Here is a 14,590-nt window from a genome sequence, read left to right as displayed (position 1 = left end):
GGTACACATCAGGGCACAAGCGACGGGGGCACGGCGCCGGTCCGCGCCCCCGTCGTAATCGCTCCGTTACGCGACGTTCAGAGTGAACGGCACGCCCCCGCCCGGAGCTGGAGCGGACCCTCCGGGAACGGGCTTGGGAACCGCCATCAGCACCCGGTGCAGCTCGTGGGCGTGTCGGGCGGTGTTCATCGCGCCGCTTCGCAGCCCCGCCTCCACGACGACGGTGCCGGGGCTCAGTGCGGCGATGACCCTGTTGCGCACGAGGAACCCTCCCCGGTTGGGTCGGCTCCCCAGCGGGTACTCGGTGACAAGGGTTCCGTTGGCGGCGACGTCGGCGAACAGGTTCTCGTGGCCGCTGGGGTATCCCACGTCCAGACCGCAGGCGAGCACGACGACGGTTGCCCCTCCCGCGGCCAGCGCGCCCCGGTGGGCGGCGGCGTCGATCCCGTACGCTCCGCCGGAGACGGTGGCCGTGCCGCGCCGCGCCAGGGTGTGGGCCAGCTCCCCCGCGACGTGCAGCCCGTAACCGGACGCGGCGCGGGCTCCCACCAGCGACACCGCCCGCAGGCAGGCGTTGCGCAGGTCGTGTGCGCCGCGCACCCAGAGGGCGTAGGGGCGGTGTCCGGCGAGCATGTCGAGCTGGGTGGGCCACTCCGGGCTGCCGGGGGCGACGACCCGCCCGCCCAGCTCCGCCGTGTCGGACAGCAGCGCATCGGCGTCGAGGGCCCGGGCGCGGTCCTGCCAGCGTTTCCACTGCGCCGCGCGCTGGCCGGGCCGCGCCTCGCCCGAACTGCCGGACAGCCGCGGGAGCGCGCTTCCCGAGCGGAGCGCCTCCCACACCTCGCGGGCGTCGTGCTCGTCCAGCAGTGCGCCCATGAGGGGGCTCCCCGGCGGGGCGACCGCGGTGAGGCAGGCACGCGCGGCCGCGTCACCGTCGGGGTCCGCGTGTTGCGGTTCCGGCGCGGTCACTGCGCCTGCCCCGACCACAGCGCGTAGGCGTAGGCGGTGTCCTCGCTGCTGGGACGCTCCCGCCCCGCCAGGTCCGCCAGTGTCCAGGAGATGCGTAGCGCCCGGTCCACGCCGCGCGCGCTGATCTCGCCGCGCTCCAGCGCGGATGTGAGGATCCGGACGGCGGCCTCGGGAGGGGGGAACGTCCGGCGCAGTTCCGCCCCGGGCACGTCGGCGTTGGTCGTCCACGGGGTGGCGGACAGCCGTCGCGCGCAGCGGTCGCGCGCCTGGACGACCCGTTCGGCGACCGTGGCCGAGGACTCGGCGAGGGTGCGGTCCGCGAGGAGTTCGGCGTGGGCCACCGGCTGCAGTTCGACCTTGAGGTCGACGCGGTCGAGCAGGGGGCCGGAGAGCCGGGCGAGGTAGCGGCGGCGCTGCACGGAACCGCAGGTGCAGGCGTTTCCGGATTTCCCGCAGGGGCACGGGTTCGCCGCCAGCACGAGTTGGAAGCGGGCGGGGAACGTCACGGTGGACGCGGCGCGGGAGACCAGGACCTCCCCGCGTTCCAGCGGTTGGCGCAGCGAGTCCAGGACACTGCGCCCGAACTCGGGGGCCTCGTCCAAGAAGAGGGCGCCGCGATGGGCTAAAGAGACGCACCCCGGCCGCAGTCGGGTGCTGCCACCGCCGATGACGGCGGCGCGCGTGGCGGTGTGGTGCGGTGCCCAGAACGGCGGCCGGGAGATCAGCGGCCCTCCCTGGGGGAGGGTCCCCGCCACCGAGTGGACGGTGGTCACCTCGAGGGCTTCGGAGCGGGTGAGCGGGGGAAGGATGCCGGGCAGCCGTTCCGCGAGGAGGCTTTTCCCGGTTCCCGGCTGGCCGAGCAGCATCAGGTGGTGCCCGCCAGCCGCGGCGATCTCCACAGCGCGCCGGGCGATCGGTTGTCCGAGGACGTCGACGAGGTCGGGAGTGTACTGGGAGGGTGCGGTCTCGGCGGGTTCGGGCTCGTCGAGGGGGAGGTGCTCCGGTACCGGTTCGCCGCGCAGTCGGGCGACCAGTTCGGTGAGCGAGTCGACCGCGACCACCGTGGCGCCGGGGACGAGGGCCGCCTCCGCGGCGTTGGCGCGCGCCACGACGAACGTGGTGTGACCGTGGCGCATCCCCGCCAGCACGGACGGGAGGATCCCGTGTACCGCGCGGGTGCGGCCGTCCAGGCCGAGTTCGGCCACGAACACGGCGTTGTGCACCCGCGCCACCGGCACCGCCCCGTTCGCCGCCAGGACGGCGGCGGCGATCGCGAGGTCGAACCCGCTGCCGCTCTTGGGCAGGCTGGCGGGTGAGAGGCTCACGGTGATGTGTTCCTCGGGCCAGTGCTCCCCGGAGTTGAGGACGGCCGCGCGGATCCGGTCCCGGGCTTCGCGGAGGGCGGTGTCCGGTAGGCCGACCAGGGTCAGCCCGGGGGTGCTGCCGCCCAGGTGGGACTCGACCTCGACCGGGTGGCCGTCCACACCGAGCAGGGCCATGCAGTAGGTACGCGCCAGCCCCATCTACGCCACCCTGCGGTGGTGCCGGAGGAAGACCCGCCCGCCCGGTCCGGTCAGCACCGAGACGGCGTCGACCCGGGTGCGTCCGGCAGCCGCGCCGTACCGGGCCGCGGCCAGCCAGCTCAGGTGGCGCAGCCGCCGGCGTTTCTCCGGGGTCACCGCCTCGAGCGGGGTGCCGAACCGCAGGCTGCTGCGGGTCTTGACCTCGACGACGACGAGTCTCCCGCCGTGGCGGGCGAGGATGTCGATTTCCCCTGCGTGGCACTGCCAGTTGCGCGCGAGGACGCGCATCCCGACCCGTTCGAGGTATGCCGCCGCGAGTTGCTCCCCACGCTGTCCGAGGGTTCGGCCGCGGCGGGTGTTGTGCTGTGGGCTGGCCACCATGACGTCACCTCCGCGCTCCACGATGCGCGGCCATAACCCCGCGGCGCCATCCGGATCCGGGTGGCTGTGGACAGAGGTCGGGCTGGCCACCCGCCGCGGGTGGCCAGCCCGACTACCGGTCCGTGTTTCCCGGTACCCGCCGTGCCGCGGATCCGCCGTAGTGAGGTGTCGTCGCTGACGGCAGTGGACACCCGGGCGCGACGGAGGTGGAGCGTACGTCTAGGTGGACGGTCCCGGGCTCCCGGTAGCGGGAACGTCGAAGTCGGTCTTGGTGATCTCCTCGACGTTGACGTCCTTGAACGTCACCACGCGCACGTTGCGCACGAACCTGGCCGGGCGGTACATGTCCCACACCCAGGCGTCCTCCATGGTGACCTCGAAGTACATCTCGCCGTTGTCGGTGCTGCGAGATTGCAAGTCCACCTGGTTGGTGAGGTAGAACCGGCGCTCGGTCTCCACCACGTAGCTGAACAGGCCGATGACGTCGCGGTACTCGCGGTAGAGCTGCAGCTCCATCTCGGCTTCGTACTTCTCCAGCTCTTCAGAACTCATCTCGCGCTCGCTCTCGTCGTTCCCGCCAGGCTCGTAGCTCCCGGCCCCCTTTTTCGGCTTTTCTTGTCGTTCACTCGGCAGCCCTCGCCATGAGACCAGGATGCTGCACGTGTCAACCGTCCGCGACGGGCAACGAAACTCCGCTGCCCCGCCGCACGGATGGGGTTTCCCGGCCACCCGTCCTACCGGAGGGGGTTCCGGTCCCCGCTTCCCGGATCCTACGCCGTCCGGTGCTCTCGGTCACGGTCGCGCCCGCTCTTCCCGGGGGATGCAGCGCGGCGCCGCTGGTTACCGCGCGGCGGAGGCCTCCCCCTCGTTGAGAGGGGTGAACGTCTCCGGGACGGGAAGCGTGTCGATGCGGTCCAGCGGCCAGACGAGGACGAACGCGCGCCCGACGACGTCCTCCTTCGCGATGGCTCCGCCCCCGGGGTCGTTCTGGTGCATCCGGGAGTCCTGGGAGATCTCGCGGTGGTCGCCCATGACCCACAGCCGCCCCTCGGGAACCTCGACCGGTCCGAACTCGGCGTGGGTGCTCTGGCTTCCCGGGTACAGGTAGGGCTCGGTCAGCGGCTCGCCGTTCACCAGCACCCGGTTCTCCGCGTCGCAGCATTCCACGGTGTCCCCGGGGAGGCCGACGACGCGTTTGATGTAGTCCTTACCGGTGGGGTGCACGCCCAACTGCTGGCCCACCCAGGTGAAGCCCTTGGCGATGGGGTTGCTCGGTTCCTCGACGGTGACGGTGTTCTCCTCGTCCCACGAGGAGCTCCCGTTGAACACCACGACCTCGCCGCGTTCGATGTCGCGCACCTGGTACACGAGTTTGTTGACGAGCACGCGGTCCCCGACGAGCAGGGTGTTCTCCATGGACTGCGAGGGGATGTAGAACGCCTGGGCCACCCACGTCTTGATGACGAACGCCAGAACGAGGGCGATCACGACCAGGACGGGAAGTTCCTTCCAGAAGGAACCGGACTTCGCGTTCGACGCTTCTTTCTTCGCGTTCATCGTTGGGCCCACACTCTCCCCTGCCTCGGCCTGGCCACCTGCCGACCTGTCCTCCGGACGACCGGCGCCGGATACAGGTGCGGCTCCCTCATGCTCACGCATGGGGGAGCCACTGTTCTCAGCCGGGGTGCTCTCCTCGGGCCGGTACGGGCCGCCGGAAACCTGCCCAGCCGCCCCGGGCTCCGGTTCGTCAGTGCTCATCGGAACCGAAGCCTATCCGAGAGCGCCCGATCGCGCCGGGAAAAACGCCTCACTGTAGGCGCGTGCGCGGGTTCTAGCGGCGCTCGGGGATGCGGGCGGCCTTCCCGCGCAGGTGGCGCAGGTAGTACAGCTTGGCACGGCGCACCCGGCCGCGGGCGACGACCTCGATCTTGTCGATCGCGGGGGTGTGCACGGGGAAGGTGCGCTCCACACCAACGGAGTAGCTGAGCTTGCGGACCGTGAACGTCTCACGGTTTCCGCCGCCCTGCCGCCGGATCACCACACCCTTGAAGACCTGGATCCGGGAGCGGTTCCCCTCCGTGACACGCACGTGGACGTTGAGCGTGTCGCCCGGGCGGAAGTCGGGAATGTCGGAGCGAAGCTGGGCCTTCTCGAGCTCCTGAATAGCGGTGTGCATCTCAGCGGTTCCTCATCGATTGCGCGCCGCGGCGACGGACATGCGGTTCGCGCGGGCGGATCTGCTGCTCGGGTCGAAACTGTGCCCCCGGTGGAGTTCGTCGCGGCCGGCGTGGTTGCCTTGGGCGGCGAACGGCCGCGCCCCACATACAGGGGCAACTCATCTAGTCTGCCATAGATTCTCCACCGCCCTGTAACCGGAGCTCGTCCAGGACTTCCTGGTCACGCCGTCCGAACTCCCCCTCAGGGGCCGCACGGAGGAGTTCGGGGCGGTTGCGCGCCGTTTTTCGGAGTGATTCGTCACGTCGCCAGCGTTCCACCGCCCCGTGGTCGCCGGAGAGCAGCACGGGCGGGACGTCGTGCCCGCGCCAGCTCGTCGGGCGGGTGTACACCGGCCCCTCCAGCAGGCTGTCCATACCCCCGCTGGCGAAGGAGTCCTCCTGGGCGGAGGCGGTGTTGCCGAGTACCCCGGGAAGGAGGCGGGAGACCGTCTCCACCATGACGAGGGTCGCCGACTCGCCGCCCGCCAGGACGTAGTCACCGATGCTGAGTTCCTCCACCGGCATGTGCCGCGCGGCCTCCTCGGCCACCCGGGCGTCGATACCCTCGTAGCGCCCGCAGGCGAAGACCAGCCACGGTTCGCCGGAGAGTCGCTCCGCGTGTTTCTGGGTGAAGCCGGCACCGCTGGGGGTCGGCAGGATCAGCCGGGGGGTGGCCTCCTCCGCCCCCGCTGGCGCGTCGCCGGTGACGGCGTCCAGGGCCTCCCCCCACGGCTCGGGCTTCATCACCATGCCGGGACCGCCCCCGCAGGGGGTGTCGTCGACGGTGTTGTGCCGGTCGTGGGTCCAGGTGCGCAGGTCGTGCAGCCGGATGTCGAGGATCCCCGACTCGCGTGCCTTCCCCAGCAGGGAGAGGTCGAGAGGAGCGAAGTAGTCGGGAAAGATGGTGATGATGTCGATACGCATGGGGCTCCCGGCGTGTCTCGGACATGGTGTTCCCGCGGCCGGAGCGGTGGGTGTGGCCGGGGCCGTTCCCGGGTGCGGGCGCTCGGCCCGGTCAGCTCTCCAGGTCGAGCAGACCCGGCGGCGGGTCGATGGTCATGCGGCCGTTGGCCGTGTCCACCTCGGGCACCAGGGCGGCCACGAACGGGACCAGCCGTTGTGTTCCGGCGTCGTCCTCGATCACCAGGAGGTCCTGCGCGTGGTGCAGCACGTCGCTGACGACGCCGACGTCCTCTCCCCCGCTGGTCTCCACTCGCAGTCCGCGCAGCTCGTGGTCGTGGAACTGGTCCGGGTCACCGGTGGGTGCGAGGTCCTGTGAGTCCACGAGCAGGTTCGTGCCGCGCAGCGCCTCCGCGCCGTCGCGGTCCTTCACCCCGGAGAACCGGACGAGCAGGCGGTCCCCGTGGTTACGGGACGAGGTGACGGTGAGTGGTCCGGCGCTGTCCGGGTCGGTCAGCAGCGTGGCGCCGGCTGCGAAGCGCACACCGGGGTCGTCGGTCCGCACGTCGATGGTGACCTCACCACGGACACCGTGCGGTCGGCCGATCCGGCCGACGACGAGACGCATCGCTCTCCTCCGCGTTTGTTCGCTGCGACGCCGCCCGCGTGGGTCACGCAGCCTCCGGCGGGCTCGCGGGATTCACGGCACGCAGCGGGCGGTGTTTCCGGGGGGCGGTCCCGGGCGGGGACCGGCCCCCGGACGGCAGTCAGCGCACTTCGTGCAGGTCCAACAGGTCGACGCGGACATAACGTCCCCCGGCCAGCGAACCGATGCCGTGCGCAGTGCCTTGGCGGTGCGGCCGTTGCGGCCGATCACCTTGCCGAGGTCCTCGGGATGCACCCGGACTTCGAGCACCTTGCCCTTGCGGAGCCGACGGGCCCGCACCTGGACATCGTCGGAGTTGGTGACGATGCCCTTGACAAGGTGCTCAAGCGCCTCTTCCAGCACGTCAGGCCTCGCCCTCGGACTTCTCCGCCTTCTCCTCGGCCTGCCCGTCGCTCTTCTCCGACGTCTCGGCCTTCTGGGACTTCTTCGTCTTGCCCTCGCTGCCCTTGTCCTCGTTGTCCGGCAGGACGAGCTCCTTGAGGACAGCCTGGAACTGTGCTTCCTGGGCTTCCTTGTCCTTGGGCTCGGCCACCTTCAACGGGGTCTGCGGAGCAGGAAGTCCCTTGAACTTCTGCCAGTCACCGGTACGCCGCAGGATCGCCTTCACCGGTTTGGTGGGCTGCGCCCCCACAGACAGCCAGCTCTGGACCCGCTCGGAGTCGACCTGGATGAAGCTCGGCTCCTCGGTGGGCTGGTACTTGCCGATCTCCTCGATCGCCTGGCCGTCCCGCTTGTTCTTGGCGTCGGCGACGATGATGCGGTACTGCGGCGTACGGATCTTCCCCATACGCTTGAGTTTGATCTTGACAGCCACTGGTGTGGTCTTCTCCCGATTACAGACTGATTGCCTTGCGTTGCGAAACGTGGGGTTGTAACGCGCCGCTCAGGCGGGACGTGGGCGCGCGGGCAAGTAGAGGGCCGACCCGGGCGCCGTTAGTCGCCCTCCTATTATGCCAGACACGGCGGGCGCACAGCCGCGCCGACGCGCCGGACACCCCCTTGGGAACCGCCGCACGCCCTGTGTGACGGCTCACCGGTGCCAGATATGAACAAGCCCCGTGTGATGCGTTCTTTCCCACACGGGGCTACCGACGGGTTCCTCGGCTACTTCTTCGGCAGTTTGAAGTCGGAGAGGTCCGGCTGCGGCCCGCTGCCCATGCCCGGAGGCAGCTGCGAGCCGCCGCCCAGCCCCGGTGGCAGCTGCGACTGCTGGTCGCCGCCCTCCTCCCGGCGCTGCTGGCGCTGGGCCTCCTTCTCGGCCTCCTCCTGCTTGGCCTTGAGCGGGTTCCCGCTGCGCTGCTTGCCTTTCTTGGCCTTCTTCTGCTGCGCTTTGGCCTTCTTCTTCCCGCCGCCAGCGCCGGAGCCGGAACCGGGCATCCCCGGCATGCCGGGCATCCCGCCGTTCTTCATCTGCCGCATCATCTTCTGCGCCTCGAAGAACCGGGTCACCAGCCCGTTGACGTCGCTGACCTGGGTTCCCGAGCCGTTGGCGATCCGCAGTCGGCGTGACCCGTTGATGATCTTGGGGTTGCGGCGCTCCGCCGGCGTCATCGACCTGATGACGGCGGTGATGCGGTCGAGGTCAGCGTCGTCGACGTTGCTGATCTGGTCCCGCATCTGCCCCATACCGGGCATCATTCCGAGCAGGCTGTTGATGGGTCCGAGCTTGCGGATCATCGACATCTGCTCGAGGAAGTCGTCGAGCGTGAAGTCGTCGTCGGAGGCCAGTGTGCTGGCCATCTTCTCGACTTCCGACTCCTCGAACGTGCGCTGGGCCTGCTCGATCAGGGTGAGCATGTCGCCCATGTCGAGGATGCGGGACGCCATCCGGTCCGGGTGGAAGGCGTCGAAGTCCTCCAGCTTCTCCCCGGTCGAGGCGAACATGATCGGCTTGCCGGTGATGTGCCGGATGGACAGCGCCGCGCCACCGCGCGCGTCCCCGTCGAGCTTGGTGAGCGCCACCGCGTCGTAACCGACACCGTCCAGGAACGACTGGGCGGTGTTGACCGCGTCCTGACCGATCATGGCGTCCACGACGAACAGGATCTCGTCCGGTTGCACCGCGTCCCGGATGTCGGCGGCCTGCTGCATCATCTCCTCGTCGACGCCGAGCCGGCCCGCCGTGTCGATGATGACGACGTTGTGGTTGTTGCGCCGCGCCTGTTCGACGGACTCCCGTGCGACCTCGACCGGGTCGCCCACACCGTTTCCGGGTTCCGGAGCGAAGACCGGGATCTCGGCACGCTCACCCACCACCTGGAGCTGGGTGACCGCGTTGGGTCGCTGGAGGTCGGCGGCGACCAGCAGCGGGGTGTCGCGCTCGCTTGCGAGCCACTTGCCCAGCTTGCCGGCCAGGGTGGTCTTCCCGGACCCCTGCAGCCCCGCGAGCATGATGACGGTGGGCGGCGTCTTGGAGAAGCTGAGTTCGCGGCTCTCGCCACCGAGGATCTGGACGAGCTCCTCGTTGACGATCTTGATGAACTGTTGCGCCGGATTCAGCGCCTTGGATACCTCCGCGCCGCGGGCGCGCTCCTTGACGTGCGCGATGAAGTCGCGGACGACGGGGAGAGCTACGTCGGCTTCCAGCAGCGCGAGACGGATCTCGCGCGCGGTGGTGTTGATGTCCTCCTCGGACAACCGCCCTTTGCCGCGCAGCGAGGTGAAGACCGTTGTCAGCCGGTCGGAAAGCGTCTCGAACACGAGTGTGGCCAGTCCTTCGTCTCGGGAGTGGCTTTCTAGGTTACCCGCCGAAGCGGCCAGTATGCGCCCCGGCCGTCGGGGACCCGCTAGCCCTTGTCGGAGTCACCGGAGGAGTCGCTCTTCTCCAGCGTGGCGTCGCGACTGTCCTCGATCGTGTTGACCAGCTTATCCTGCGCGTCCCCCGTGATCCCACGGGTGGAGAGCAGCGCGTCACCGCTGACGCTGTACTCCTGCGGGTTGGCGCTGGGAGACAGGTCGTAGTCGATCGTGCAGGAGACGTCGGCGTTGCCTCCGGCGTCCAGCGACGCCGTGTCCTTGCACGTCTTCTCGCCCAGCTCGTCGTTGTTGACCGTGGCGTCCATGCGCACCGCGACGGAACCGTCGGCACCGCTGTCGCCGGAGGCGTCGGTCACAGTGCCGTTGACCGTGCACTTGCCGCCGACCTCGCAGTCCAGGTCCAGTTCCCCGTCCCAGTTGACCTCGATGCGGGCGTCCCGGGAGCTGTCCAGGGAGTCCTCGGCGGCGCTGGTGAGCGTGTCGTAGGCCTCGCGGACCTTCTCCTCCTCGGGCTCGGAGAAGTCCAGTCTGGTGCGGGGCCCCGAGTCGCCGCCCTCCGGCGCGAGCTCCTCGACCTCCAGCCGCAGCAACCGGTGCGGTTCCTCCTCGCTGACCCACACCCGGTTCTCGTCGCCGCCCTTGAGGTCGATGCGGTAAACGTTGTCGCCGTCGAGCTTCTCCGGGACCGCCTCGCCCCCGTCCGGCGCCAGCTCGCCGAGCGCCGCGGACAACTGCTCGGGGGTGAGGACCGAGGCGGGGTCGAAGCCGAGCTGGTCACCGGTGACCCGCACCCAGTTCCCGGCGTACTTGTCCGTGTCGGGGTTCACGATCTCCTGGTCGAGCCAGTACTCCTCCGGGGCGTTGACGAACAGTTTCCCGTCCGCCTCCATCACCTCGGCCTCGTTCTCCCCCTGCTGCAGGGTTCCCGATACCGCTCCGGCGTCCGTCACCGTCAGCGACACCTGGTTGACCGGGCTGTCCTCGGAGGCGGCGACCTGGCCCTGGGACACGGTGGCGGCACCCGAGCCGAGCTGCTCCAGCGCGCTGTCCAGCACCGGGCCGGCGTCCACCGGTGTCGGTGAGGGAGAGGCTTCCTCCTCCTCACCGCCGCCCGGCCGGAAGTCGCTCAGGTCGATCGAGCATCCGGCGGTACCCGCCGCGAACGCGACGGCTACGACGGCGAACCGCAACGGTTTGCCTGGTCTGCGTCTGTGGGAGTGAACCGACGCCATCATGCCTCCTGGGCCCGTGCCCTGGTGATACACGGGGGTGTACGAGCTGTCGCTGATCGGCACCCGGACGCGAGGACTCAACGCGGGTTCCGGGTTCTGACTCGGGGGCGTTCCGGCAGTGCGGGCCCCGGGCGACCGCGCGGGAAGCGCGAATCTGCCTACCGTGCGCTCAGCGTACCGAACACGCCGCCGCATCCTGGCGATAACACGACGGGACACGCGTGTCGAACCGCACCGCCCGGGGAAGCGGACGACACGTCCGCGGCGTGGGCACCCCCGCCATCACCGCACTGGCTGTGCTTCTGCGGTGGGAAAACGTCACGGCTCCCCCAAGGCAGCGGCAAGGGATGTGCAAGAAATCACAAAAGAGTGTCCGGTGTGGCCGGATTCGGCCACACCGGAAGGGCGCGCGCCCGTAGTGACCCCGGGGCGGTCCGGGATTCCCGTACTGCCCCGGGGTCTCGGCCGCAGTGTGCGCCGCCCTGGTGGTCACCCGCCCCGTTGCGGGTTCAGGACCGGACGCCCCGCTCGGCCGTCTCCGCACCCGGAGGCGTCGATGCGGAGAGCTCCTCGGCTCCGTCGGCCAGGTGGTCCAGCTCGGCGAAGGCGTAGGCGGTCTCGGAGTGGATCTCGTGGTCCAGGCCGTTCGTCTCCACGGCTTCCGGTATCCGGAAGCCCATGACCGCGTCGATGGCTTTGCCCACGACGTAGGTGACGGCGAACGAGTACACGGCCACCCCGACGAGAGCGATCCCCTGGACCAGGAGCAGGTGGAACTCGCCCCCGTAGAGGAGTCCGCTGCTGTCACCGGCGACCGGCGCGGCGAGGAAACCGATCGCCAGCGCCCCGATGATCCCGCCGACCAGGTGTATACCGACGACGTCCAGCGCGTCGTCGTAACCGAACCTGAACTTCAGACTGATGGTGTAGGCGCACACTCCCCCGGCGACGAGTCCCAGCAGCGTCGCCCCGAGCGGGGTGAGGTCCGCAGCCGCCGGGGTGATCGCCACCAGCCCGGCCACCGCGCCGGAGGCGAAGCCCAGAGCGCTGACGCGCCCCTGGCGCAGCCGCTCCACCAGCATCCACGCTCCCGTGGCGGCCGCCGTCGCGACCTGGGTGTTCACCAGTGCCAGCGCGGCGGTCTCGTCCGCGGCGTAGGCCGAACCCGCGTTGAAGCCGAACCAGCCGAACCACAGCAGCGCCACGCCCAGCAGGACGAAGGGAAGGTTGTGCGGCCGCATCGACTCCGCGCCGAAGCCCTTCCGGCGCCCCAGCACCACGGTCAGGGCCAGGGCCGCCGCTCCCGCGTTGATGTGCACGGCGGTGCCGCCGGCGAAGTCGACCACCTCGGTCCCGCCGATGTCGAGGCTGCTCACCCAGCCGCCTCCCCAGACCCAGTGGGCCACCGGGAAGTAGACCAGCAGGGACCATACGGGGACGAACAGCAGCCAGGCGCCGAACTTGGCCCGGTCGGCGATGGCGCCGCTGATCAACGCGACCGTGATGACGGCGAACATCATCTGGAACCCGGCGTCCACGAGCAGGGGGTAGCCGCCCTCCGGGTCGACCTCCCCGACCATGCCGCCCAGTCCGGCGTCCCCCAGCCCGCCGATGACGGGGGTGAGCGGTCCCGCGCCGTCCGCGTACGTCAGCGAGTGCCCCACGAGCACCCAGAGGACGCTGACGATCGCGATACTGGCGAAGCTCATCAGCATCATGTTCAGCACGCTCTTGGCCCGGGACATGCCTCCGTAGAAGAAAGCCAGGCCGGGCGTCATCAGCATCACCAGCGCGGCGCTTACCAGTAGCCAGGCGGTGGTCCCGCTGTCGATCATGGCGCCTCCAATGTCCGGGGTCGTGTGTGGCAGCGAGGGGCGGCCGACGGGAACGGTGGCTGTCCCGCGGCCGCGCCACCATCGTGCTCGGCAGGTGTTTCCTCGACCGACCAACCGTGTTGCCCCGGTGTGAAGAATCGGCCCGCCGTGTTACACCGCGATGACACGCTCCGCGCGCCTCCGGCCAGCGGCCGTAAAGACAACGTCAGCACCCCGGGCGTGTGGCGTTAACAGCGCGCCAAACCCGTGGTGCGTTCCTTCCCGGAGCGGGCATAACTGGAGCTGTCCGCCGCCGCGCGGACCCGTGTAGCCGAAACACACCAAGCCGCCGCGCCGCGGCGGCAACCGGAGACGGAATCGAGAACTCCGTATGGCGACAGATCCCCCGCCGATCCTCACCCGAGGACTCACCAAGAAGTACGGCCGGCACCAGGCGCTCTCCGGTGTCGACCTGGAGGTCCGTCCGGGTGAGGTGTTCGGCTTCCTCGGCCCCAACGGAGCGGGGAAAACCACCACCATCCGCGTCCTGCTCGACCTCATCCGACGCGACTCGGGCGACGTGCGCGTCCTGGGGCACGACCCGCGCACCGCGGGGGTACGTGCCCGGCGCGGCATCGGGTACCTGCCCGGGGAGCTCGCGATGGGAAGCAGACGTCCCGCCCGGGAGCTGCTGGTGTACCTGGGCAGGCTGCGCGGGGGTGTGGACGAGGCCCGCATCCGGGAACTGGCCGAGAGGCTCGACCTCGACCTGTCCCGCCCCATCCGGGGGCTGTCCAAGGGCAACCGGCAGAAGGTGGGGCTGGTGCAGGCGTTCATGCACGATCCCCAGCTGCTCATCCTGGACGAGCCGAGCAGCGGCCTGGACCCGCTCCTCCAGCAGGAGTTCCTCGGCATGGTGCGCGAGGCGCGCGCCCGGGGCCGCACTGTTTTCATGTCCTCCCACGTCCTCAGCGAGGTCCAGGACGTGGCCGACCGCGCCGCCATCATCCGCGCGGGGCGCATGGTCGCCCTCGAGGACATGGACGCGTTGCGGGAACGCTCCGCGCGCAGGGTCACCATCCGGTTCGGCGCCCCGGTCGACCGCGAGGAGTTCGCCGCGATCGACAACACCCGCGACGTCACGGTGGACGGGGACACGCTGCGCTGCATGGTGGACGGCAGCCCGGACGCCCTCGTGAAGGCCGCCTCCCGGCACACGGTGCTCACCCTGGACAGTGAGGAGCCCGACCTGGAGGAGCTGTTCTTCACCCACTACAACAACGGTGCCTGGGAGGAGGCGGGTCGCGATGCAGCGTGACGTCTTCGGGAAGTTCCTGCGTGACCACCTGCGGGCCCTGGTGGGCTGGTTTGTGGCCGTCGTCGCGGTGACGGCGCTGTACTCCTCGTTCTGGCCCGCCATGGAGGAGTCCGCCGAGGCGATGGACGCCTACATGGAGGCCATGCCGCAGGGAGTGATGGAGGCCATGGGGTGGTCGGACATGACCAGCCCGGAGGGCTACCTCAACGCCACCGTGTTCGGGATACTCACCCCCGTGCTGATGGTGATCGCGGCGATCATGGTGGGAACGCGCGCCATCGCGGGGGAAGAGGAGGAGGGCGGACTGGAGCTGCTGCTGGCGCACCCGGTCAGCCGGGGCAGGGTGGTGCTGCAGCGCTTCGCCGCTCTGGTGGCCTTCCTCGTGGTGCTCGGGGCGGGGCTGGTCGCGACGCTCCTGCTGCTGAGTCCCCCCACGGGTATCGACATCGCCGCGGGCCGGGTGGTCGCGGCGGGCACGGCTGTCACCCTGCTCGCTCTCGCCTACGGGTCGGTGGCGCTGGCGATCGGGGCGGCGACCGGCCGGCGCGCGGCCGCCCTTGCGGGGGCCGCGCTGCTGGCGGCGGTCGGCTACCTGGGCAACACCTTCGCCCTGCAGGTGGAGGAACTGGAGTGGCTGCGCTTCCTGTCCCCGTTCTACTACGCCCAGGACCCCGACCCGCTGAACAACGGTCTGGACGCGGGCTTCACCGGTGTCCTGGTCGCGGTGGCGGTGGTGCTGGCCGGATTGGCGCTGGCGGCGTTCTCCCGCCGTGACGTCCTCGTCTGACCGGCCGGGCCTCGAGGGCGCGGACG

The 14,590-nt window shown here is 70.1% G+C and carries 14 protein-coding genes and 1 pseudogene; 2 read left to right on the top strand and 13 right to left on the bottom strand.

Annotated features, from left to right (window positions below; genetic code table 11):
* Positions 1-66 precede the first annotated feature (66 nt).
* The 13 genes and pseudogenes from FHX37_RS02970 to FHX37_RS02910 form a co-directional block, all read right to left on the bottom strand.
* Positions 67-969: a DNA-processing protein DprA gene (locus FHX37_RS02970; protein WP_342777590.1), complete on the bottom strand. Its 903-nt coding sequence runs from the start codon at positions 967-969 to the stop codon at positions 67-69.
* On the bottom strand, positions 966-2,492 hold the full coding sequence (locus FHX37_RS02965; protein WP_141921937.1) for a YifB family Mg chelatase-like AAA ATPase: 1,527 nt from the start codon (positions 2,490-2,492) through the stop codon (positions 966-968). Before FHX37_RS02965 ends, FHX37_RS02970 begins: the two co-directional genes overlap by 4 nt.
* Complete coding sequence (locus tag FHX37_RS02960; RefSeq protein ID WP_141921936.1) at positions 2,493-2,873, bottom strand: YraN family protein; 381 nt, start codon at positions 2,871-2,873, stop codon at positions 2,493-2,495.
* A gap of 219 nt (positions 2,874-3,092) precedes the next feature.
* Entirely contained in the window at positions 3,093-3,425 is a 333-nt protein-coding gene (locus FHX37_RS02955; RefSeq protein ID WP_141921935.1) for a DUF2469 domain-containing protein, read from the bottom strand.
* A gap of 288 nt (positions 3,426-3,713) precedes the next feature.
* Positions 3,714-4,631 carry a signal peptidase I gene (lepB, locus tag FHX37_RS02950; protein WP_141921934.1) on the bottom strand — a complete coding sequence of 306 codons (918 nt, stop codon included), beginning with the start codon at positions 4,629-4,631 and terminating at the stop codon, positions 3,714-3,716.
* 73 nt (positions 4,632-4,704) lie between these two features.
* Complete coding sequence (gene rplS / locus FHX37_RS02945) at positions 4,705-5,049, bottom strand: 50S ribosomal protein L19 (RefSeq protein WP_141921933.1); 345 nt, start codon at positions 5,047-5,049, stop codon at positions 4,705-4,707.
* Between the two features lie 163 nt (positions 5,050-5,212).
* Entirely contained in the window at positions 5,213-6,013 is an 801-nt protein-coding gene (gene trmD, locus FHX37_RS02940; RefSeq protein WP_141921932.1) for a tRNA (guanosine(37)-N1)-methyltransferase TrmD, read from the bottom strand.
* A gap of 91 nt (positions 6,014-6,104) precedes the next feature.
* A complete protein-coding gene (gene rimM / locus FHX37_RS02935; protein ID WP_141921931.1) occupies positions 6,105-6,617 on the bottom strand; it encodes a ribosome maturation factor RimM in 513 nt (170 codons plus the stop codon).
* A gap of 139 nt (positions 6,618-6,756) precedes the next feature.
* A pseudogene (locus tag FHX37_RS02930) lies at positions 6,757-6,998 on the bottom strand (RNA-binding protein).
* 1 nt (position 6,999) lies between these two features.
* Positions 7,000-7,470 (bottom strand): 30S ribosomal protein S16, encoded by a 471-nt coding sequence (rpsP, locus tag FHX37_RS02925; RefSeq protein ID WP_141921930.1) that lies wholly within the window; start codon positions 7,468-7,470, stop codon positions 7,000-7,002.
* 290 nt (positions 7,471-7,760) lie between these two features.
* On the bottom strand, positions 7,761-9,356 hold the full coding sequence (ffh, locus tag FHX37_RS02920) for a signal recognition particle protein (protein ID WP_141921929.1): 1,596 nt from the start codon (positions 9,354-9,356) through the stop codon (positions 7,761-7,763).
* An 86-nt stretch (positions 9,357-9,442) separates the two neighbouring features.
* A complete protein-coding gene (locus FHX37_RS02915; RefSeq protein ID WP_141921928.1) occupies positions 9,443-10,648 on the bottom strand; it encodes a hypothetical protein in 1,206 nt (401 codons plus the stop codon).
* A 506-nt stretch (positions 10,649-11,154) separates the two neighbouring features.
* Positions 11,155-12,480, bottom strand: a complete 1,326-nt coding sequence (locus FHX37_RS02910; RefSeq protein WP_141921927.1) for an ammonium transporter — start codon at positions 12,478-12,480, stop codon at positions 11,155-11,157.
* 370 nt (positions 12,481-12,850) lie between these two features.
* Here FHX37_RS02910 and FHX37_RS02905 point away from each other — a divergent pair, with 370 nt between their 5' ends.
* Together FHX37_RS02905 and FHX37_RS02900 are read left to right on the top strand one after the other, a co-directional pair.
* On the top strand, positions 12,851-13,777 hold the full coding sequence (locus FHX37_RS02905) for an ABC transporter ATP-binding protein (RefSeq protein WP_141921926.1): 927 nt from the start codon (positions 12,851-12,853) through the stop codon (positions 13,775-13,777).
* Complete coding sequence (locus FHX37_RS02900; RefSeq protein ID WP_141921925.1) at positions 13,767-14,564, top strand: ABC transporter permease subunit; 798 nt, start codon at positions 13,767-13,769, stop codon at positions 14,562-14,564. The genes FHX37_RS02905 and FHX37_RS02900 overlap by 11 nt, the downstream gene beginning before the upstream one ends.
* Positions 14,565-14,590: the final 26 nt, after the last annotated feature.

The organism is Haloactinospora alba (genome assembly GCF_006717075.1).
GTDB classification, from domain to species: domain Bacteria; phylum Actinomycetota; class Actinomycetes; order Streptosporangiales; family Streptosporangiaceae; genus Haloactinospora; species Haloactinospora alba.
Note: the sequence above shows the minus strand (reverse complement) of the source record. Positions and strands in the feature narration are given on the sequence as shown.

Excerpts from the sequence above, each read along its gene's own strand:
- FHX37_RS02965 (WP_141921937.1), bottom strand. The coding sequence starts at position 2,492 with ATGGGGCTGGCGCGTACCTACTGCATGGCCCTGCTCGGTGTGGACGGC.
- FHX37_RS02960 (WP_141921936.1), bottom strand. The coding sequence starts at position 2,873 with ATGGTGGCCAGCCCACAGCACAACACCCGCCGCGGCCGAACCCTCGGA.
- FHX37_RS02955 (WP_141921935.1), bottom strand. The coding sequence starts at position 3,425 with ATGAGTTCTGAAGAGCTGGAGAAGTACGAAGCCGAGATGGAGCTGCAG.
- lepB (WP_141921934.1), bottom strand. The coding sequence starts at position 4,631 with ATGAGCACTGACGAACCGGAGCCCGGGGCGGCTGGGCAGGTTTCCGGC.
- rplS (WP_141921933.1), bottom strand. The coding sequence starts at position 5,049 with ATGCACACCGCTATTCAGGAGCTCGAGAAGGCCCAGCTTCGCTCCGAC.
- trmD (WP_141921932.1), bottom strand. The coding sequence starts at position 6,013 with ATGCGTATCGACATCATCACCATCTTTCCCGACTACTTCGCTCCTCTC.
- rimM (WP_141921931.1), bottom strand. The coding sequence starts at position 6,617 with ATGCGTCTCGTCGTCGGCCGGATCGGCCGACCGCACGGTGTCCGTGGT.
- FHX37_RS02915 (WP_141921928.1), bottom strand. The coding sequence starts at position 10,648 with ATGATGGCGTCGGTTCACTCCCACAGACGCAGACCAGGCAAACCGTTG.
- FHX37_RS02910 (WP_141921927.1), bottom strand. The coding sequence starts at position 12,480 with ATGATCGACAGCGGGACCACCGCCTGGCTACTGGTAAGCGCCGCGCTG.
- FHX37_RS02905 (WP_141921926.1), top strand. The coding sequence starts at position 12,851 with ATGGCGACAGATCCCCCGCCGATCCTCACCCGAGGACTCACCAAGAAG.
- FHX37_RS02900 (WP_141921925.1), top strand. The coding sequence starts at position 13,767 with ATGCAGCGTGACGTCTTCGGGAAGTTCCTGCGTGACCACCTGCGGGCC.